Below are 18,125 nucleotides of genomic sequence, written 5' to 3'. Positions count from 1 at the left end.
GGCCGACGACTTGTAGTCGATCTTGTCGGGCTGCATGGCCTCGTTGAGGCTGCTGCAGCCGGTCAGCACACCGGCAGCAAGCACGGGCACAACCTGGGCGGCGCGGCGGACTTGCGTCGCGCCGCGGCGGTTAAGCTTCAGTTTCATTGACACGCAATCCTAGTAGATAAGGCGGACAGCAGGACGCCGCGGAAAATCAGGCCAGCAGGCCGGCGGCGGCCAGTGCCTTGCGTACGTAGTCGTGGTTGCTCTCGGACAGCGGGGTCAGCGGCAGGCGGATACCGCCTGCCATCTTGCCCATCTGCTGGAGCGCCCACTTCACCGGGATCGGATTGGCTTCGATGAACATGGCCTGGTTCAGCCCGATCAGTTCCATATGCAGGCGGCGCGCGGTCACGACGTCGCCCTTCAGTGCCGCCGCGCACATCTCGTGCATCTTGCGCGGCGCCACGTTCGCGGTCACCGAGATATTGCCGTGGCCGCCCAGCAGGATCAGCGCCACCGCGGTGGGATCGTCGCCGCTGTAGATGGCGAAGCCTTCCGGTGCGCCCTTGATCAGCTGCGCGGCACGGTCGATGTTGCCGGTCGCCTCCTTGACGCCGACGATGCCCGGCACCTGCGCCAGGCGCAGGATGGTCTCGTTGTTCATGTCCGCGACCGTGCGGCCGGGGACGTTGTACAGCAGCACCGGCAGGTCCACCGCCTCGGCGATGGTGCGGAAATGCCGGTACATGCCTTCCTGGGTCGGCTTGTTGTAGTACGGCACGACCTGCAGCGAGGCATCGGCCCCCACCTTCTTGGCGAAGGCGGTCAGCTCGATGGCTTCCTTGGTGGAATTGCCGCCGGTCCCCGCGATGATCGGGATGCGCTTGCCGGCCTGTTCGACGGCAACGCGGATCAGTTCGCAGTGCTCCTCGACGGTCACCGTCGGGGACTCGCCGGTGGTGCCCACGATCACGATGGCGTCGGTGCCTTCGGCAACGTGCCAGTCGACCAGTGCGCGCAGGGCCGGGAAGTCCAGGCTGCCGTCCTCTTGCATCGGGGTGACGATGGCAACGATGCTGCCGGTAATCTGTGTCATAACGTTAGGGAATTCGGGATGCGAATAACGGGATTGTACCGGAACCGCAGGCCGCTTCGACCGCTGCCCGGACAGGGGTTGATACCAACTGTTTCAACGCGTGCGGCGCCGTTTGCGCCGACAGCGCGACGCGCCGCTCAGGGATCGAGCCGGTAGCGTGGCGGCGCGGCCGCACCGGCCGCCGGCGCCGCCTCGCGCACCGCACATAGGCGCTGCACGAAGGCTGTTTTCGGCACTTCGACCACGCCATCCTCGTACGCCACCACGCGCAACCCATGCGCGTGCGCGACCTCGAGCAGCTCGCCCGGGCGCAGCAGGAAATCCGGCCGCGACGGTTTGCCCACGGTCTCGTTGCCGGCGGCGAAGGTTTCGTAGATCCAGTACCCGCCCGGCGCCAGCGCAGCCGCCAGGTGCGGCCACAGCGGCCGGTGCAGGTAGTTGGTGACGACAATGGCGTCGAACGGCGCCTCCTCGGACAGCGGCCAGCCGCCCTGCTCCAGGTCGGCCACGCGCCCGGTCACGCCCGCAGGCAGGCCGGCGATGGCGTCGGCATCGCGGTCGACCGCCAGCACCCGGTGGCCGCGCGCGGCCAGCCAGGCGCCATGGCGGCCGCCGCCGCAGGCCAGGTCCAGCACCCGCGCGCCCGGGCGCAGCAGATGGGCCCAGCGCGTGACCCAGGCGGAGGGCGCGGCAATGCCGGCGTGCGACAGCGTCATGGCAGCCCCCGTCAATTGAGCAGCAGCACGATCGGGCGCAGCAGCAGCTCGATCAGGGACATCAGCACATTGACCACCGGCGTCATCCAGATGGTGGTGATCACCCCCGCGGCCACCAGCGCCAGCACCACGAAAATGCCATAGGGCTCGATGCGCGACACCGCGCGCGCAATGCCTTGCGGCAGCAGCGCGGTCAGCACCCGGCCGCCATCCAGCGGCGGCACCGGGAACAGGTTGAAGGCCGCCACCACCAGGTTGACGCGCACGCCGGCAAGTGCCATCTCGCCGAAAAACGGCTCGCGCACGCCGCCCCAGGTCAGGCCGATCGCCAGCAGCACCCAGACGAAGGCCTGCACCACGTTGCTGGCCGGGCCCGCCAGCGCCACCCACATGCCATGCCAGCGCGGGTTGCGCAGGCGCTCGAACACCACCGGCACCGGCTTGGCGTAGCCGAACACGAACTGGCCGCTGGTCATGATGTACAGCAGCAGCGGCACGGCAATGGTGCCGATCGGGTCGATATGGCGGATCGGGTTCAGGCTGACGCGCCCGAGGGCATAGGCGGTGCTGTCGCCGAACAGCTTGGCCACGTAGCCGTGCGAAGCCTCATGCAGCGTGATGGCGAACAGCACCGGCAGGGCATAGACCGCGAAGGTCTGGATAAGGGAGGAATCCATGAGCGCTATTGTAGCGGCCCGCCGGCGCCCGGGCGCACGCTGATGCACCCGCCCGAACGCGGCGGCGCCGCGGGTCAGAGGCCGAAGCGGGCGATGTCGCCGCGGCCGGCGCGGACCAGTTCGGGCTCGCCGCCGGTCAGGTCGATCACCGTGGTCGGCTGCGCGGGGGCCGGCCCGCCGTCCACGACCAGGTCGAGCTGTTTTTCCAGCCGCGCCCGGATCTGTGCCGGATCGTTGAGCGGTGCTTCGTCGCCCGGCAGCTGCAGCGTCGCCGAAATCAGCGGCTCGCCGGTTTCGCCCAGCAGCGCCAGCGGGATGGCATGCTCGGGCACGCGCACGCCGATGGTCTTGCGCGCCGGGTGCGAGAGCCGCCGTGGCACCTCTTTGGTCGCCTCCAGGATGAACACGTACGGGCCCGGCGTGGCGCCCTTGAGCCAGCGGTACTGGCGGTTGTCGACGCGGGCAAAGTTGCCGAGCTCGGACAGGTCGCGGCACATCAGCGTCAGGTGGTGGCGGTCGTCGATGCCGCGCAGCCGGCGCAGGCGCTCGACCGCGGCCTTGTCGTCGAGCCGGCACGCCAGCGCATAGCTGGAGTCGGTCGGCAGCGCCACCAGCCCGCCCTTCTGCAGGATCTGGGCGGCCTGCTTGAGCAGGCGCGACTGCGGGTTGAGCGGATGGATCTCGAAGTACTGGGACATGGGCCAGGGAGCGGAGTCGGATGGAATGGAGCGGCATCCGGGGGCTGGCCCCGGCCAGGCGGGGCGCCTACCAGTCGTGCCAGACCGGCGTGACCGTGGACGGCAGCGGCGGCAGCGTGCCGAGTTCCACCCGGCCCTCGCCGGGCCCGTGGAAGTCCGTGCCGCGCGAAGCGAGCAAGCCGTAGCGCCGCGCCACCTCGGCGTAGCGGCGGTACTGGTCGGGCGTATGGCTGCCGGTCACCACCTCGACCGCGCCGCCGCCCAGTGCCGTGAATTCATCGAACAGCGCGTCGTGCTGGGTGTCGGTGTAGTGGTAGCGGCCCGGGTGCGCCATCACCGCGATGCCGCCGGCGGTGCGGATCCAGCCCACCGCTTCGGCCAGGCTGGCCCAGCGGTGGCCGACATAGCCGGGACGGCCCTCGGACAGGTACTCGCTGAAGACATCGCCGATGCTGGCGCAGCGGCCCTGGTCGACCAGCCAGCGCGCGAAATGCGTGCGCGAGATCAGGTCCGGGTTGCCCACGTACTGCAGGGCCCCTTCATAGGCACCGTCGATGCCGACCCTGGCCAGCGCATCGGCGATATCGCGCGCGCGGCGTGCGCGACCCGAGCGGGTCTCGGTCAGGCCATCGATCAGTTCCGGGCAGAACGGGTCGATCTGCAGGCCGACGATATGCACGGTCTGCCCGGCCCAGGTCACCGAGATCTCGACGCCCGGCACATAGCGCATGCCGAATTCCTCGGCGGCGGCGCGTGCCTCGGCCTGCCCGCCCAGCTCGTCGTGGTCGGTCAGCGCCCAGAACGCAACCCCCGCGTCGCGGGCGATCTGCGCCACGGCGCGCGGCGCAAGCGTGCCGTCGGAAACGGTGGAATGGCAATGCAGGTCGGCATTGATGGCGTGGGCGTTTTGCATGTGGCAATTCTACTCCCGTCGCCCCTGGGCTGCGCGGCGGCACCGCCCCCGGGCCGGCCGGGCAAAGCCATGCCGGCAACGCTGGCGTCGGCGGAAAGGCGGCGGCTGCGGGGTATAGTCGGGCTTTGCATCGTCGATTCGCGGGCACCTGGCGTGCCTGCCATGCCCCATGTCCACCGCTACCCCAGCCACCGCTCCCGCCACCGCCCCGGTCACCAGCACCGATGTCCTGATCGTCGGTGCCGGCCCGGTCGGCCTGTTCGCCGCGTTCCAGGCCGGCGTGCTCGGCCTTAAATGTGAACTGATCGATGTGCTCGACCGCGCCGGCGGCCAGTGCACCGAGCTGTATCCGGAAAAACCGATCTACGACATTCCCGCCGTGCCGGGATGCCTGGCACAGGACCTGGTGGACCGGCTGCTGGAGCAATGCGCCCCGTTCGACTTCCCGATGCACTTCGGCCAGCGCGCCGAAAGCGTCGCCGAAATCCCGGCGCCGGCAGCGCCGGAAGGCCATGCCGGGCACGAGCGCCTGTTGGTGACGACCGACGGCGGCAAGCGCTTCGATGTCGCCGCGGTGCTGGTCTGCGCCGGCGCGGGCGCGTTCGCGCCGCAGCGGGTGTCGCTGCCCGAGGCGCCGGCGCTGGAAGGCCGCCACGTGCACTACGCGGTGCGCGATGTCTCGCACTTCGCCGGCAAGCGCGTGATCGTCGCCGGCGGCGGCGACTCGGCGCTGGACTGGGCGCTGGCACTGCGCAAGGTCGCCGCGCGCGTGACGCTGCTGCATCGGCGCGAGGGCTTTCGCGCCGCCGACGGCTCGGTCGCGGAGATGCGCCGCGCCGTGGCCGCGGGCGAGATGGACTTCGTGGTCGGCATGCTGGGCGCATTGCGCACCGAAGGTCCGGACGGCGGCCTCAGCGAAGTCGAAATCCGTACCCGCGACGGCAGCACCGCGCTGCCCGCCGAGGAACTGGTGGCGCTGTACGGGCTGGTGTCCGAGCCCGGCCCGATCGCGCAGTGGGATATGGATATGCGCGCCGGCCGCATCCTGGTCGACACCACCACTTACGAAAGCTCGCGCCGCGGCATCTTCGCCGCCGGCGATATCGCGTTCTATCCCAACAAGCAGAAGCTGATCCTGTCGGGATTCCACGAGGCCGCGCTGGCGCTACGCAAGGCTTACCACTACGCGTTCCCGGAAAAGGCGCTGGTGCACGTGCACACCAGCAACAACGCCGCGCTGAAGGAAAAGCTCACCCACGCCTGAAGCCTGCACTGCCGCAGGCGCGGATATTACCGGCCCACACAGAACGATTCCACCAGTTCCGCCACGGCAGCGGGCTGGTCGTGGTGCAGCATGTGGCCGGCGTCCTCCACCACCGCCTCGCGGAAGTCGCGGAAGGCGCGGAAGCGCTGCTTGAAATCATCGATGGCCTGCTTGTGGGCAATATGGCGCAGCGTCTCCGAATCGCGCGCCTCCACGTGCAGCACCGGCGCGGCGACCTGCTCCCATACCGCCATCACTTCATCGAGCCGGTACAGCATCGGGTTGACCAGCTTGTGCGCGGGATCGCCCAGGATCTCCCAGCGGCCCTCGGCGTTGCGGCGCGACCAGTGCGCGGCCAGGAACGCGGCGCGCTCGTCCGGCAGGCGCGGGTTGGTCTTCTGCAGGCGTGCGGCCACGCCGTCGAGGCTGTCATAGGTCTTCAGCTCGGCGCCGGCGCGCACTTCGTCGAGCCAGCGCGCGTAGCGCCGGGGCGCATGCTCGGGCCGCGTCGCGGTCATGCCGAAGCCCTCCAGGTCCACCACGCGGCGCACGCGCTGCGGGCGGATGCCGGCATACAGGCAGATCACGTTGGCGCCCATGCTGTGGCCGACCAGGTCGACCTGTCCCTCCGGCGCATAGTGGTCGAGCAGTGCCTCCAGGTCGGCGAGGTAGTCGGCAAACCAGTACGACTGCGTGCCGGGGTAGCGCGTGGGCCAGTCGGTCGCGCCAAACCCGCGCCAGTCGGGCGCGATCACGTGCCAGTCGCCGCGCAGGTGGTCGACCAGGAACTGGAACGACGCGGCCACGTCCATCCACCCATGCAGCATGAACAGCTTGCGCGCGCCCGGCGTGCCCCAGTGGCGCACGTGGTAGCGCAGCCCGCGCACCGTGATAAATTCAGACCGCGAGGTTTCCTTGATTGTCATTGTCTCCACCCTTGCGTCGGGATCCTGCCCGCCGCGGGGGTTGGCGGGGAAGCCGCGACAAAATAGAACGATCGTTCGCTTGTGCGCATTATAGCGGCAGCGGCCGCCAGCGCCGCTTGCCGTTGGCCGCGAGGCGGACCCCAACGGAGACCCTGAATGGCCGCAGCTGCCTTGCCGGCAAGCCGGCGCGACGATTACCGCGCCCTGTACGAATCGTTCCGCTGGGAGATTCCGGCGCAGTTCAACATCGCCGAAGCCTGCTGCGGCCGCTGGGCCCGCGACCCGGCCACCATGGACCGCATCGCGGTCTATACCGAACACGAGGACGGCCGCCGCAACGCGCACAGCTTTGCCTATATCCAGGCCGAGGCCAACCGGCTGTCGGCGGCGCTGCGCGCGCTGGGCGTGGCGCGCGGCGACCGCATCGCGATCGTGATGCCGCAGCGCATCGAGACCGTGATCGCGCATATGGCGATCTACCAGCTGGGCGCCATCGCCATGCCGCTGTCGATGCTGTTCGGGCCGGAGGCGCTGGCCTACCGCATCGCGCACAGCGAAGCCGGCGTGGCCATCGCCGACGAGACCTCGATCGACAACCTGCTGGCGGCGCGCCCCGAATGCCCGACGCTGGCCACCGTGATCGCCGCCGGCGACGCCCGCGGCCGCGGCGACCAGGACTGGGACCTGCTGCTCGCGGCGCAGCTGCCGACCTTCGTCGCCGAGCAGACCAAGGCCGACGAAGCCGCGGTACTGATCTACACCAGCGGCACCACCGGGCCGCCCAAAGGCGCGCTGATCCCGCACCGCGCGCTGATCGGCAACCTGACCGGCTTTGTCTGCTCGCAGAACTGGTATCCGCAGCACGACGACGTGTTCTGGAGCCCGGCCGACTGGGCCTGGACCGGCGGCCTGTGGGACGCGCTGATGCCGGCGCTGTATTTCGGCAAGCCGATCGTCGGCTACCAGGGCCGCTTCTCCGCCGAGCGCGCCTTCGAACTGCTGGAGCGCTATGCCGTCACCAATACCTTCCTGTTCCCGACCGCGCTCAAGCAGATGATGAAGGCCTGCCCCGAGCCGCGCCGGCACTACGACATCCGGCTGCGCGCGCTGATGAGCGCCGGCGAGGCCGTGGGCGAGACCGTGTTCGACTGGTGCCGCGACGCGCTCGGCGTGCTGGTCAACGAGATGTTCGGCCAGACCGAGATCAACTACATCGTCGGCAACTGCACCGCGCAGAACGACGACGAACGGCTGGGCTGGCCGGCCCGCCCGGGTTCGATGGGACGGCCCTACCCCGGCCACCGCGTGCAGGTGATCGACGACGAAGGCCGTCCCTGCGCGCCGGGCGAGGACGGCGAGGTCGCGGTGTGCGCCACCGACAGCGCCGGACATCCGGACCCGGTGTTTTTCCTCGGCTACTGGAAGAACGACGCCGCCACCGCGGCCAAGTACACCGAGCGCGACGGCCTGCGCTGGTGCCGCACCGGCGACCTGGCGCGCGTCGATGCCGACGGCTACCTGTGGTACCAGGGGCGCGCCGACGATGTGTTCAAGTCCTCTGGCTACCGCATCGGGCCGAGCGAGATCGAGAACTGCCTGCTCAAGCATCCCGCGGTGTCCAACTGCGCCGTGGTGCCCTCGCCCGATCCCGAGCGCGGCGCGGTGGTCAAGGCCTTTGTGGTGCTCACGCCATCGGTGGCGCGTTCGTTCGACGGGGACGCAGCGCTGGTTGCGGAACTGCAGGCCCATGTGCGCGGCCAGCTGGCGCCGTACGAATACCCCAAGGCGATCGAATTCATCGACCAGCTGCCGATGACCACCACGGGCAAGATCCAGCGGCGGGTGTTGCGGCTGCTGGAAGAGGAGCGCGCTGGCAAGCGCGCCTAGCCGCTAGGGACTGCCCTGGTCAGCAGGAAAGAGTCGCGCACACAGAAAATCGACCAGCGTCCGCACCTTGGGCGAGGGATGCCTGCTCGCCGGCCAGAGCACATGAAAGGGCTTGGCCGGCCCCACATGGCCAGCCAGTACCTGGCACAGGCTGCCATCGGCCAGTTGCCCGCGGATGGCGAAATCCGGCAGGCAGGCAATGCCCAGGCCGCGCAGCGCAAAACACAAGCGCGTCTCGATGTTGTTGCAGATCATCGATGCCGGCAGCGCCAGCTCGGGCTCGCCCGGCGCGCGCCGCAGCGGCCATGCCTCGAGCTTGCCGGTGTGGGGAAAGCGGTAATGCAGGCAGGCATGGCTGGCCAGGTCGGCAGGCACCTTCGGCGTGCCACGCTGCGCCAGGTACTCGGGCGATGCCACCAGCATCGCCTGGAACGCACCCAGCCTGCGCGCCGACAGGCGCGAGTCGGCGGGCTCGCCGGTCCGGACCACGGCATCGAAGCCCTCCTCGATGACATCCACCAGTTGGTCGGTGAAATCCAGGTCCAGCGCGATGTCCGGATACGCGCGCATGAAATCGCCCAGCACGGGCAGGACCAGCGAACTGACCAGCGGCAGGCTCACCCGCAGACGGCCGCGCGGCGCCGCGGTGGCTTCGGCCAGCTCCAGCTCCGCCGCTTCGATCTCGGCGAGCACGCGGCGGCTGCGCTCCAGGAACAGCGCGCCTTCGGCGGTCAGCGCGACGCTGCGCGTGCTGCGGTGGAACAGCCGTACGCCGAGCCGTTGTTCCAGCCGCGCGACGCTCTTGCCGACGGCAGAGGCCGACACCCCCAGCAAGCGCCCCGCCGCGACAAAACTGCGGGTCTCGGCCACCTGCACAAACACTGCGAAGCCACTGAGGCTGTCCATGATGCCCCCGATTGCGGACACAAAGTTCCGGAGAAAAAGGAACTGTAGCCCACTTTTTCTTTAATGGCAGGGTCCTTATCGTGAGCGGGTCGCTCATTGAACAAGGATCTCGCCGTGTCCCTCCCCGCGATTGCACCGCGCCCAGTTGTGTCCCATGTATCCCCCCTGAATGAGCGCATCGACGCCGTGGTCCGGCAGGCGCTGGAACAACGGCGACTGGTCGGCGCCATCGTGCTGGTCAGCCGTGACGGCGAACTGGTCCACCAGCAGGCGGCGGGCCTGGCGGATCGGGAAAGCGGACAGCCGATGCGCGGCGATGCCGTCTTCCGGCTGGCTTCGGTAAGCAAGCCGATCATCTCCGTGGCGGCAATGGTGCTGTTGGCACAAGGCCGTCTTGATCTTGACCAGGATATCGACCGTTGGCTGCCAGAATTCCGCCCGCGCCTGGCCGATGGCCGACCGGCGCGTATCACCGCGCGGCAGCTGCTCAGCCATACCGCGGGGCTGGGCTATCGCTTCTTCGAGTCCGGCGCAGACGGACCCTATGCCCGCGCCGGCGTCTCCGACGGCATGGACGACACCGCCATCAGCCTGGCCGAGAACCTGCGGCGCATCGCCAGCGTGCCCTTGCTGTACCAACCGGGCAGCGCATGGGGCTACTCGCTCGCGACCGACGTGCTGGGCGCGCTGATCGAGCGCGTCCATGGCGCGCCGCTCGACACCGCCGTGCGGCAGCTGGTCACCGGCCCGCTGGGCATGACCGACACCGGCTTCGTGGCACGCGATGCGCGCCGCGTGCCGACCCCGTACGTGAACGACAACCCGCACCCGCACCGCCTGCGCGAAGGCGAACTCGTGCCCGTGATCGCAGGCACGGTTGGCATTCCCTACAGCCCCTCCCGCGTCTTCAATGCGCGGGCCTTCCCGTCCGGCGGCGCCGGCATGGCGGGCACGGCGCAAGACTTCCTGCGCCTGCTGGAGACCTTGCGCCAGGGCGGCGGCACGTTGCTGCCCGGTTCGCTGGTCGAGGACATGGCGCGCGACCAGACCGGCGGCCTGGACCTGCCCGATGCGCCGGGAACCGGCTTCGGATTGGGCTTCTCGGTGCTGCGCGATCCGCGCCGGGCGGGTTCCCCGGAATCCGCCGGCACCTGGCGCTGGGGCGGGGCCTACGGCCACGCCTGGTTCGTCGACCGCAGCCAGGGACTGAGCGTGGTGGCGTTCACCAACACGCTGTACGAAGGCATGTCCGGCCGCTTTGTCACCGACCTGCGCGACGCGGTCTACGGTGTCGCCCCCGCTGCCGCGTAACCATCCACGCAACGCATCCACCATGACCACAGCCACCAACACGCTTGCAAACGATGCACAGCAGGGCGCGCAGCCTGCGCGGCTACCGCTTCCGGCACTGCTTGCGCTTGCCGTCGCAGGCTTCATCACCGTCCTGACCGAGGCCTTGCCGGCAGGATTGCTGCCGCAGATCGGCGCGGGCCTTGCCATCTCCGAGCCGCTTGCCGGCCAGCTAGTCACGATCTACGCCTTCGGTTCACTGGTGGCCGCCATGCCGCTGACGGCGGCCACGCAGGGGATGCGGCGACGGCCGCTGCTACTGCTTGCGATCGCGGGCTTTGCCGTCGCCAACGCCGTGACGGCCTGGTCCGGCGACTATGTCCTGACGATGGCTGCGCGCTTTCTTGCGGGGGTCTCGGCCGGCCTGCTGTGGGCGCTGCTGGCAGGCTATGCCGCGCGCATGGTTCCCGATCACATGAAGGGCCGCGCCATTGCCGTCGCCATGGTTGGCATACCCCTGGCCTTGTCGCTGGGTGTGCCATCCGGGACCTTCCTCGGTGCCATCATGGGCTGGCGGGCATGCTTCGGCATCATCAGCGCGATGACGTTGGGCCTGATTGCCTGGGTGCTGGCCAGCGTGCCGGATTTTGCCGGCCAGCCTGCCGGCCAGCGGCTGCCGCTCCGGCGCGTGTTCACGCTGCCGGGCGTACGTCCCGTGCTGTTCGTGACGCTCAGCTTCGTGCTGGCGCACAACGTCCTCTACACCTATATCGCGCCGTTCCTGCGCGCGGCAAACGCCGGGGCACGGCTGGATCTTGTCCTGTTCGTGTTCGGCGTGGCCTCGCTCGGCGGCATCTGGATCACCGGCGTGCTGATCGACAAGTGGCTGCGGCGGCTGACGCTGGCCAGCACGCTGTTGTTCGGGCTTGCGGTGCTGGCGCTTGGGGCCGGCGGCGGGCACCCGGCCGTGGTCTATGCCGCGGCCGCGATCTGGGGCCTGGGCTTCGGCGGCGTCTCCACGCTGTTCCAGACGGCGCTGGCGGCGACCGCCGGCAAATCCGCGGACGTGGCGCAGTCGATGCTGGTCACGGCCTGGAACATCGCCATCGCCGGCGGCGGTGTCCTCGGGGGGCTGCTGCTCGATGGCTTCGGCATCGGCGCATTCCCGCCCGTGCTGGCTGCCCTGCTCGCCGCAACCTGGCTGGTGGTCTGGTCAGCGCGCAAGCATGGTTTCCCGTCGCAGCGCTGAATAGGTGGACGGCAGGCCTAGCCGGCGGCTGCCTCCAGCCACGCCAGCTCGTCCTCGTCAAAACCCGCGGCGCGGCGCGCCTCGAGGTTGAACGGGCCGCGCAGCTTCGGCGCACGGTACTGCTCGGCCAGTTGCGCATAAGTGGCCACGGGATCCAGCCCGCGCTGCGCGCACAGCCACCGGTACCAATGATTGCCGATGGCGACATGGCCGACCTCGTCGCGCAGGATGATGTCGATGATGGCCGCGGCGGCATGGTCGCCGGCGCCGGCCAGCCGCGCGCGCACCGGCGGCGACGCGTCGAGCCCGCGCGCCTCGAGCGTGCGCGGCACCAGCGCCATGCGCGCCAGTACGTCGCCGGCGGTCTTGTCGGTCATCTCCCACAGGCTGTTGTGGGCCGGGAAATCGCCGTAGGCGGCGCCGAGCGTGGCGAGATGGTCGGCCAGCAGCGTGAAGTGGTACGCCTCTTCATCGGCCACGCGCAGCCAGTCGCGGTAATACGCGGGCGGCATGCCGGCAAAGCGCCAGGCCGCGTCCAGCGCCAGGTTGATGGCATTGAACTCGATATGGCACAGCGCGTGGATCATCGCCGCGCGTCCGGCCGGGGTCTGCAGCGAGCGGCGCCGCTCGACGTGCTGGGGCGCCACCAGGGCCGGCCGCGCCGGTCGGCCAGGGATCGCGTGGGTGGCCCCGGCATGGATCGCCTCGCCCGCTTCCAGGGCGGCATCGGGCAACGTCATCACATGGCGATAAAGTGCGCGCGCCGCCACGGCCTTGTCGCGCGGATCCGTCAGGCACAGCACCGCCAGGGCTTGCCGGCGTGGCGAAGAAGACGGGTCAGGCGGCGCGGCGTCGGGTGTTTTTTCTGGCATGGGCGTAAAATCCGGGTCTGCCGCCATTGTAGGGCCTGGCCGGCGCCCGCCTCCCGCACCAGCGGCGAAGCCCAGGGCGCCGCTCCGTTTCCCGGCGCCGGCCCTTTAAAGTCCGGCGGCAACCCCCACTTCAACAAAAGCCATTCGTGCAGGAGACCTCATGGCGCTTTACCAGCTCGGCGACGTCAAGCCCAGTATCGACAGCGATGCCTACGTGGCCCCCGAAGCCACCATCATCGGCAACGTGACCCTCAAGTCCCGCGCCAGCGCCTGGCCCGGTGTCGTGATCCGCGGCGACAACGAGCCGATCGTGGTCGGCGCGGACACCAATATCCAGGAGGGTTCGGTGCTGCATACCGACCCGGGCTGCCCCCTCACCCTGGGCGACAAGGTCTCGATCGGCCACCAGGCCATGCTGCACGGCTGCACCGTGGGCGAAGGCTCGCTGATCGGGATCCAGGCCGTGGTGCTGAATCGTGCCGTGATCGGCAAGGAATGCCTGGTGGGCGCCGGCGCCGTGGTGACCGAGGGCAAGGTGTTCCCGGACCGCTCGCTGATCCTGGGCGCGCCGGCCAAGGTGGTGCGCCAGCTCACCGATGCCGACGTCGCCAACCTGTATCGCAACGCCGAGACCTACGCCACGCGGCAGGCCCTGTACAAGCAACAGCTCAAGCGGATCGGCTGACGACCGCCGAGCCTCTACCGAAACCCGACCGATTATTGTGACCGATACCACCACCCCCGACACCCTGCAGAAGTTCCTGTTCGACGCGGCCCCCGTGCGCGGCGAGCTGGTGCGCATGGAAGCCACCTGGCAAGAAGTGCTCGGCCGCCACAGCTACCCTGCCCCGGTGCGCCGGCTGCTGGGCGAGATGATGGCCGCCGCGGCGCTGCTGTCGGCTAACCTGAAGTTCAACGGGGCGCTGGTGATGCAGCTGCACGGCGACGGCCCGGTGCGCATGCTGGTGGTGGAATGCCTGTCCGATCTGTCGATGCGCGCCACCGCCAAGCTGGCCGAAGGCGCGCAGCTGGCCGACGATGCCACGCTGGCGCAGATGGTCAACGCCCACGGGCACGGCCGCTTTGCGATCACGCTGGACCCGAAGGACAAGCTGCCGGGCCAGCAGCCCTACCAGGGCATCGTGCCGCTGGCCGACGCGCACGGCCCGCTGGGCACGATCAGCGCCGTGCTGGAGCACTACATGCAGGCCTCCGAGCAGCTCGACACGCGCCTGTGGCTGGCCGCCGACGACCATGTCGCCGCCGGCATGCTGCTGCAGAAGCTGCCGGCCTACGGCGGCACCGCCGAAGTCGGCGAGACCGGCGCGCCGCTGGCCAGCCATGCCAGGGCGCAGGACCTCGACACCTGGGACCGCGCGGTGCAGCTCGGCACCACGCTGAAGGCCGAGGAACTGCTGGCCGAGACGCCCGATACCCTGCTGCGCCGCCTGTTCTGGGAAGACCTGCAGGACGCCGGCCTGCGCGTGTTTGAGCCGCTGACGCCGCATTTTTACTGCAGCTGCTCGCGCCCGAAGGTGGCCGGCATGCTGCAGTCGCTGGGCCAGGCCGAGATCGAAAGCATCATCGCCGAGCGCGGCCATGTCGAGATCCACTGCGATTTCTGCGGCCAGCGCTATGAGTTCGACCCGGTCGACTGCGCGCAGCTGTTCTCGCCCACGCCGGTCGCCACTGGCGCCGGCGCCGGCGCAAGCCAGCACCACTGATCCGCGCCCGGGCAGCGCCTGCGTGCGCTGCCGCACCAGAGCGGGCGATGCGGCCACCCGGCGGGCGGCGCAGCGGAAACATCGGCCCTGGCGCCGGGTCCAACGGCTGTACGATGGCAGCATGCCGCTGCCGAACCGCGAGCCCGAGAACCGCCATGTCCGCCCGAGCCAACCCTCCCCTGCCTGTCCCTGCATCGCGTACCCGTCATCCGCGGCGGGGCGCGGCCGCCTGCGCCGCGCTCGGCGCGCTGCTGCTGGCTGCCGGTTGCGTGCAGATCCCGCGCGATGCCAATGGTTCACCGCCTACCGCGCGGCTGGCACCCAACGCGTTACCGCCGGCACCGCTGAGCGCCGAAGACAGGCAGAAACTCGACGAGCTGAACCAGCAGGTGCTGCGCGACCAGGCCGCCGCGATCGCGCTGGACCAGCAGGCCGCGGCCGCGCGCGCGGCCTATGCCTATCCCAACACCAGCTGGAACCTGTTTTACGGCGGATGGGGTGGCGGCCACTGGGGCGGCGGCGTCAGCGTCGGCATGCCCGGCTGGGGCTGGGGCGGCTATCCGTACGGCTGGTGGTGAAGGAGCTGCGGCCGGCTTGAGGCAAGTTGAAGCAAGCCGCGGGCAGTCACGGTGAACGGCTTAGTGGCCGCCCCGGCCGGCGACCGAATTCGGCGGCGGCGGCAACGGCGGCGTGGCGCTGACCTTGGGCGCCGGCGCGACGAACTGCACGAAGACCTCGCCTTCGCGCACCATGCCCAGTTCATAGCGGGCGCGTTCCTCGATGGCGCCGGTGCCGTCCTGCAGGTCGGCGACTTCGCCTTCCAGCTTGGCGTTGCGCAGCTTGAGCGTCTGGTTGCGGGTACCCTGCTCGGTCAGCTGGCGGTTCAGGTCCCACACGCGCAGCCAGCCGCCCTTGCCAAGCCAGAGCGGATACTGGATGGCAAGCAGCAGCACGAACAACAGCAGCGAAATCAGGCGCATGAAAGATGGCGGACAGGAATTTCCGCACAATGATCTGCGAACTCCGCCTGGAAGGCAATTGCCAGGCAGATTTCGATACAAAAACGGCGGCGGGCGGGGGGGAGCGGCCCCCCCCCAACCCATACCCCCCCGCCCCGCCCCCCGCAACTGGCCCGGCTTATTCCCAAACAAACCCGGCGGGGGCCGGGTTGCCCCGGCCGCCGCCATGCCATTCGCCCGCAGCCGCTCCCGCTGGCGCGGGAACGACGCGGCAAACCTCAGCGCAGGTTGTAGAACGCGCCCTTGCCCGGGTAGCTGGCGATATCGCCCAGGTCTTCCTCGATGCGCAGCAGCTGGTTGTACTTGGCCATGCGGTCCGAGCGCGACAGCGAGCCGGTCTTGATCTGCCCGGCGTTGGTGCCCACGGCGATGTCGGCGATGGTGCTGTCCTCGGTTTCGCCCGAGCGGTGCGAGATCACGGCGGTGTAGCCGGCGCGCTTGGCCATCTCGATGGCGGCGAAGGTCTCGGTCAGGGTGCCGATCTGGTTGATCTTGATCAGGATCGAGTTGCCGATGCCCTTCTCGATGCCTTCCTTCAGGATCTTGGTGTTGGTGACGAACAGGTCGTCGCCGACCAGCTGCACGCGCGAGCCGAGCTTGTCGGTCAGGGTCTTCCAGCCGTCCCAGTCGCCTTCGGCCATGCCGTCCTCGATCGACACGATCGGGAACTTGTCGCACAGGTTGGCCAGGTAGTCGGCGAACTGCGTCGAGCTCAGCTTCAGGCCTTCGCCTTCCAGCTGGTACACGGCTTCGCCTTCGTGATAGAACTCGCTGGCGGCGCAGTCCAGCGCCAGCAGCACGTCCTCGCCGGCGCGGTAGCCGGCCTTCTCGATGGCCTGCACGATGGTGTTCAGGCACTCCTCGTTGGACGAGAAGTTCGGGGCGAAGCCGCCTTCGTCGCCCACCGCGGTGGACATGCCCTTGTCGGCCAGGATCTTCTTCAGCGCGTGGAAAATCTCGGCGCCGCAGCGCAGCGCTTCGCGGAAGCTGGTCTGCGACACCGGCATGACCATGAATTCCTGGATGTCCAGGCTGTTGTTGGCATGCGCGCCGCCGTTGACGATGTTCATCATCGGCACCGGCAGCTGCATTGCGCCCGAACCGCCGAAGTAGCGGTACAGCGGCAGGCCGGCTTCTTCAGCGGCTGCCTTGGCGACAGCCATCGACACCGCCAGCATGGCGTTGGCGCCCAGGCGGCCCTTGTTCTCGGTGCCGTCGAGGTCGATCAGGGTGCGGTCCAGGAAGGCCTGCTCGGAGGCGTCCAGGCCCATGATGGCTTCGGAGATCTCGGTGTTGATATGCTCGACCGCCTTCAGCACGCCCTTGCCCAGGTAGCGGCCCTTGTCGCCGTCGCGCAGCTCGATGGCTTCGCGCGAACCGGTCGACGCGCCCGACGGCACCGCGGCGCGGCCCATCACGCCGGATTCCAGCAGCACGTCGCACTCGACGGTGGGATTGCCGCGCGAGTCGAGAACCTCGCGACCGATGATATCTACGATTGCACTCATGAATTCCTCTCTGACTGTTGATTCTTGCTGCTGCTGATCACTTCAACCTGCGCGCGTGTCAGGCGCATGTCATGGGCGCAAGCGCTGCGCGCATGACGGCTGCCTGGCGCCTGCCGGCTCAGGCGGCGCCTTCGACCACGATCATATTCATCTTCGCCGCATGCTCGCGCGACTTGCGCGCGGCGCGGTAGGCCTCGCCATCGTGGAAGGCCTTGGCGGCGTCATAGCTGGGGAATTTCAGCACCACCACGCGCGTCGGCGCCCAGTCGCCCTCGAGCGGCTCGGTCTTGCCGCCGCGCACCAGCACCTCGGCGCCATGGATCTGCATGGCCTTGCTCGAAAGCACCTTGTATTCCTCGTACTGCTGGGGGTCGGTCACGTCGACGTAGGCGATGATAAAGCCCGCGGCCATGGGGAATCTCCCGATTTTTTGTATTGTCTTTCGATATGGTTTGTCACCGCCGGCATCCGCGACCGGCGCGGCGGCGACAAACGGGACGGGCTCAGGCGCAGGCCGGCCAGCCGAAGTTGTCTTCCAGGAAGCCGGCGCGCTTGACCAGCGTGTCGAGCTCCTTGAGCACGGACAGCAGCTCCTTCATGCGCGACAGCGGCACCGCGTTGGGGCCATCGGACATGGCCTTGCTCGGGTCCGGATGCGTCTCCATGAACAGGCCGGCCACGCCGGTGGCGACCGCCGCACGCGACAGCACCGGCACGAACTCGCGCTGGCCGCCCGAGCTGGTGCCCTGGCCGCCCGGCAGCTGCACCGAGTGGGTGGCGTCGAACACCACCGGGGCGCCGGTCTCGCGCATGATCGCCAGCGAGCGCATGTCGGACACCAGGTTGTTGTAGCCGAACGAGACGCCACGCTCGCAGGCCATGAAGACGTCGTCGGGCAGACCGGCTTCGCGCGCGGCATCGCGCGCCTTGTCGATCACGTTCTTCATGTCGTGCGGCGCCAGGAACTGGCCCTTCTTGATATTCACCGGCTTGCCGCTCTGCGCGCAGGCACGGATGAAATCGGTCTGGCGGCACAGGAACGCGGGCGTCTGCAGCACGTCGACCACGGCGGCGACGGGCTTGATCTCGTCGATCTCATGGATGTCGGTCAGCACCGGCACGCCGATCTCGCGCTTGACGTGGGCCAGGATCTCGAGGCCCTTCTCCATGCCAAGGCCGCGGAACGACTTGCCGGAAGAGCGGTTGGCCTTGTCAAACGACGACTTGTAGATGAACGGGATGCCGAGCTCGGTGGTGATGGCCTTGAGCTCGCCCGCGGTATCCAGCGCCATCTGCTCGGACTCGATCACGCACGGACCGGCGATCAGGAAGAAAGGCTGGTCGAGGCCGGCCTCGAATCCACAGAGTTTCATGACTGTCTCTCCTGCTTGCGCC

General features: G+C 69.0%; 19 protein-coding genes. 7 read left to right on the top strand and 12 right to left on the bottom strand.

What is annotated here, in order from left to right; all coding sequences use genetic code 11:
- Window positions 1-196: 196 nt before the first annotated feature.
- The 5 genes from dapA to AC3FMM_RS15165 all read right to left on the bottom strand — a co-directional run bounded on the left by dapA (window position 197) and on the right by AC3FMM_RS15165 (window position 4,085).
- Window positions 197-1,081, bottom strand: coding sequence for a 4-hydroxy-tetrahydrodipicolinate synthase (dapA, locus tag AC3FMM_RS15185; RefSeq protein WP_115708953.1), 885 nt, complete (start codon window positions 1,079-1,081; stop codon window positions 197-199).
- A 137-nt stretch (window positions 1,082-1,218) separates the two neighbouring features.
- Window positions 1,219-1,797: a class I SAM-dependent methyltransferase gene (locus AC3FMM_RS15180; RefSeq protein WP_473703032.1), complete on the bottom strand. Its 579-nt coding sequence runs from the start codon at window positions 1,795-1,797 to the stop codon at window positions 1,219-1,221.
- A gap of 11 nt (window positions 1,798-1,808) precedes the next feature.
- Window positions 1,809-2,474 carry a site-2 protease family protein gene (locus AC3FMM_RS15175; RefSeq protein WP_012352471.1) on the bottom strand — a complete coding sequence of 222 codons (666 nt, stop codon included), beginning with the start codon at window positions 2,472-2,474 and terminating at the stop codon, window positions 1,809-1,811.
- 74 nt (window positions 2,475-2,548) lie between these two features.
- Window positions 2,549-3,172: an L-threonylcarbamoyladenylate synthase gene (locus AC3FMM_RS15170; RefSeq protein ID WP_012352470.1), complete on the bottom strand. Its 624-nt coding sequence runs from the start codon at window positions 3,170-3,172 to the stop codon at window positions 2,549-2,551.
- 67 nt (window positions 3,173-3,239) lie between these two features.
- A complete protein-coding gene (locus AC3FMM_RS15165; protein ID WP_326346816.1) occupies window positions 3,240-4,085 on the bottom strand; it encodes a 3',5'-nucleoside bisphosphate phosphatase in 846 nt (281 codons plus the stop codon).
- Window positions 4,086-4,254: 169 nt separating this feature from the next.
- Here AC3FMM_RS15165 and AC3FMM_RS15160 point away from each other — a divergent pair, with 169 nt between their 5' ends.
- Complete coding sequence (locus tag AC3FMM_RS15160; protein WP_488686892.1) at window positions 4,255-5,349, top strand: NAD(P)/FAD-dependent oxidoreductase; 1,095 nt, start codon at window positions 4,255-4,257, stop codon at window positions 5,347-5,349.
- Between the two features lie 26 nt (window positions 5,350-5,375).
- Here AC3FMM_RS15160 and AC3FMM_RS15155 read toward each other — a convergent pair whose 3' ends face one another.
- Window positions 5,376-6,275, bottom strand: a complete 900-nt coding sequence (locus AC3FMM_RS15155) for an alpha/beta fold hydrolase (RefSeq protein WP_115679931.1) — start codon at window positions 6,273-6,275, stop codon at window positions 5,376-5,378.
- Between the two features lie 156 nt (window positions 6,276-6,431).
- Here AC3FMM_RS15155 and AC3FMM_RS15150 point away from each other — a divergent pair, with 156 nt between their 5' ends.
- Window positions 6,432-8,162, top strand: coding sequence for an acetate--CoA ligase (locus AC3FMM_RS15150; RefSeq protein WP_488686891.1), 1,731 nt, complete (start codon window positions 6,432-6,434; stop codon window positions 8,160-8,162).
- A gap of 3 nt (window positions 8,163-8,165) precedes the next feature.
- On the opposite strand, the gene AC3FMM_RS15145 is transcribed toward AC3FMM_RS15150, so the two are convergent.
- Window positions 8,166-9,068 (bottom strand): LysR family transcriptional regulator, encoded by a 903-nt coding sequence (locus AC3FMM_RS15145; RefSeq protein WP_488686890.1) that lies wholly within the window; start codon window positions 9,066-9,068, stop codon window positions 8,166-8,168.
- 114 nt (window positions 9,069-9,182) lie between these two features.
- On the opposite strand from AC3FMM_RS15145, the gene AC3FMM_RS15140 reads away from it, so the two are divergent.
- Window positions 9,183-10,379: a serine hydrolase domain-containing protein gene (locus AC3FMM_RS15140; RefSeq protein WP_488686889.1), complete on the top strand. Its 1,197-nt coding sequence runs from the start codon at window positions 9,183-9,185 to the stop codon at window positions 10,377-10,379.
- 22 nt (window positions 10,380-10,401) lie between these two features.
- On the top strand, window positions 10,402-11,607 hold the full coding sequence (locus AC3FMM_RS15135) for an MFS transporter (RefSeq protein ID WP_488686888.1): 1,206 nt from the start codon (window positions 10,402-10,404) through the stop codon (window positions 11,605-11,607).
- A 17-nt stretch (window positions 11,608-11,624) separates the two neighbouring features.
- On the opposite strand, the gene AC3FMM_RS15130 is transcribed toward AC3FMM_RS15135, so the two are convergent.
- Window positions 11,625-12,479, bottom strand: a complete 855-nt coding sequence (locus AC3FMM_RS15130; protein ID WP_240987656.1) for a ferritin-like domain-containing protein — start codon at window positions 12,477-12,479, stop codon at window positions 11,625-11,627.
- Between the two features lie 160 nt (window positions 12,480-12,639).
- Between AC3FMM_RS15130 and AC3FMM_RS15125 the strand changes: the two genes are divergently transcribed.
- From AC3FMM_RS15125 to AC3FMM_RS15115, 3 genes are all read left to right on the top strand, one after another.
- Window positions 12,640-13,164: a gamma carbonic anhydrase family protein gene (locus AC3FMM_RS15125; protein WP_115679927.1), complete on the top strand. Its 525-nt coding sequence runs from the start codon at window positions 12,640-12,642 to the stop codon at window positions 13,162-13,164.
- A 37-nt stretch (window positions 13,165-13,201) separates the two neighbouring features.
- Window positions 13,202-14,203, top strand: coding sequence for an Hsp33 family molecular chaperone HslO (hslO, locus tag AC3FMM_RS15120; protein ID WP_116312378.1), 1,002 nt, complete (start codon window positions 13,202-13,204; stop codon window positions 14,201-14,203).
- A gap of 155 nt (window positions 14,204-14,358) precedes the next feature.
- Window positions 14,359-14,781, top strand: a complete 423-nt coding sequence (locus AC3FMM_RS15115; protein WP_115679925.1) for a hypothetical protein — start codon at window positions 14,359-14,361, stop codon at window positions 14,779-14,781.
- A gap of 60 nt (window positions 14,782-14,841) precedes the next feature.
- On the opposite strand, the gene ftsB is transcribed toward AC3FMM_RS15115, so the two are convergent.
- The 4 genes from ftsB to kdsA all read right to left on the bottom strand — a co-directional run bounded on the left by ftsB (window position 14,842) and on the right by kdsA (window position 18,103).
- Window positions 14,842-15,183 carry a cell division protein FtsB gene (gene ftsB / locus AC3FMM_RS15110; protein ID WP_018006885.1) on the bottom strand — a complete coding sequence of 114 codons (342 nt, stop codon included), beginning with the start codon at window positions 15,181-15,183 and terminating at the stop codon, window positions 14,842-14,844.
- Between the two features lie 257 nt (window positions 15,184-15,440).
- Window positions 15,441-16,730, bottom strand: a complete 1,290-nt coding sequence (eno, locus tag AC3FMM_RS15105; RefSeq protein WP_115679924.1) for a phosphopyruvate hydratase — start codon at window positions 16,728-16,730, stop codon at window positions 15,441-15,443.
- A 118-nt stretch (window positions 16,731-16,848) separates the two neighbouring features.
- Entirely contained in the window at window positions 16,849-17,142 is a 294-nt protein-coding gene (locus AC3FMM_RS15100) for a DUF1330 domain-containing protein (RefSeq protein WP_062798027.1), read from the bottom strand.
- Window positions 17,143-17,233: 91 nt separating this feature from the next.
- Window positions 17,234-18,103 (bottom strand): 3-deoxy-8-phosphooctulonate synthase, encoded by an 870-nt coding sequence (gene kdsA, locus AC3FMM_RS15095; RefSeq protein ID WP_111519668.1) that lies wholly within the window; start codon window positions 18,101-18,103, stop codon window positions 17,234-17,236.
- Window positions 18,104-18,125: the final 22 nt, after the last annotated feature.

The sequence above is a fragment of the Cupriavidus sp. 207A1 genome, from assembly GCF_057798955.1.
The sequence above is the reverse complement of the archived record's forward strand: the minus strand, read 5'-3'. Positions and strand labels throughout refer to the sequence as shown.

Excerpts from the sequence above, each read along its gene's own strand:
- dapA (WP_115708953.1), bottom strand. The coding sequence starts at position 1,081 with ATGACACAGATTACCGGCAGCATCGTTGCCATCGTCACCCCGATGCAA.
- AC3FMM_RS15180 (WP_473703032.1), bottom strand. The coding sequence starts at position 1,797 with ATGACGCTGTCGCACGCCGGCATTGCCGCGCCCTCCGCCTGGGTCACG.
- AC3FMM_RS15175 (WP_012352471.1), bottom strand. The coding sequence starts at position 2,474 with ATGGATTCCTCCCTTATCCAGACCTTCGCGGTCTATGCCCTGCCGGTG.
- AC3FMM_RS15170 (WP_012352470.1), bottom strand. The coding sequence starts at position 3,172 with ATGTCCCAGTACTTCGAGATCCATCCGCTCAACCCGCAGTCGCGCCTG.
- AC3FMM_RS15165 (WP_326346816.1), bottom strand. The coding sequence starts at position 4,085 with ATGCAAAACGCCCACGCCATCAATGCCGACCTGCATTGCCATTCCACC.
- AC3FMM_RS15160 (WP_488686892.1), top strand. The coding sequence starts at position 4,255 with ATGTCCACCGCTACCCCAGCCACCGCTCCCGCCACCGCCCCGGTCACC.
- AC3FMM_RS15155 (WP_115679931.1), bottom strand. The coding sequence starts at position 6,275 with ATGACAATCAAGGAAACCTCGCGGTCTGAATTTATCACGGTGCGCGGG.
- AC3FMM_RS15150 (WP_488686891.1), top strand. The coding sequence starts at position 6,432 with ATGGCCGCAGCTGCCTTGCCGGCAAGCCGGCGCGACGATTACCGCGCC.
- AC3FMM_RS15145 (WP_488686890.1), bottom strand. The coding sequence starts at position 9,068 with ATGGACAGCCTCAGTGGCTTCGCAGTGTTTGTGCAGGTGGCCGAGACC.
- AC3FMM_RS15135 (WP_488686888.1), top strand. The coding sequence starts at position 10,402 with ATGACCACAGCCACCAACACGCTTGCAAACGATGCACAGCAGGGCGCG.
- AC3FMM_RS15130 (WP_240987656.1), bottom strand. The coding sequence starts at position 12,479 with ATGCCAGAAAAAACACCCGACGCCGCGCCGCCTGACCCGTCTTCTTCG.
- AC3FMM_RS15125 (WP_115679927.1), top strand. The coding sequence starts at position 12,640 with ATGGCGCTTTACCAGCTCGGCGACGTCAAGCCCAGTATCGACAGCGAT.
- AC3FMM_RS15115 (WP_115679925.1), top strand. The coding sequence starts at position 14,359 with ATGTCCGCCCGAGCCAACCCTCCCCTGCCTGTCCCTGCATCGCGTACC.
- ftsB (WP_018006885.1), bottom strand. The coding sequence starts at position 15,183 with ATGCGCCTGATTTCGCTGCTGTTGTTCGTGCTGCTGCTTGCCATCCAG.
- eno (WP_115679924.1), bottom strand. The coding sequence starts at position 16,730 with ATGAGTGCAATCGTAGATATCATCGGTCGCGAGGTTCTCGACTCGCGC.
- AC3FMM_RS15100 (WP_062798027.1), bottom strand. The coding sequence starts at position 17,142 with ATGGCCGCGGGCTTTATCATCGCCTACGTCGACGTGACCGACCCCCAG.
- kdsA (WP_111519668.1), bottom strand. The coding sequence starts at position 18,103 with ATGAAACTCTGTGGATTCGAGGCCGGCCTCGACCAGCCTTTCTTCCTG.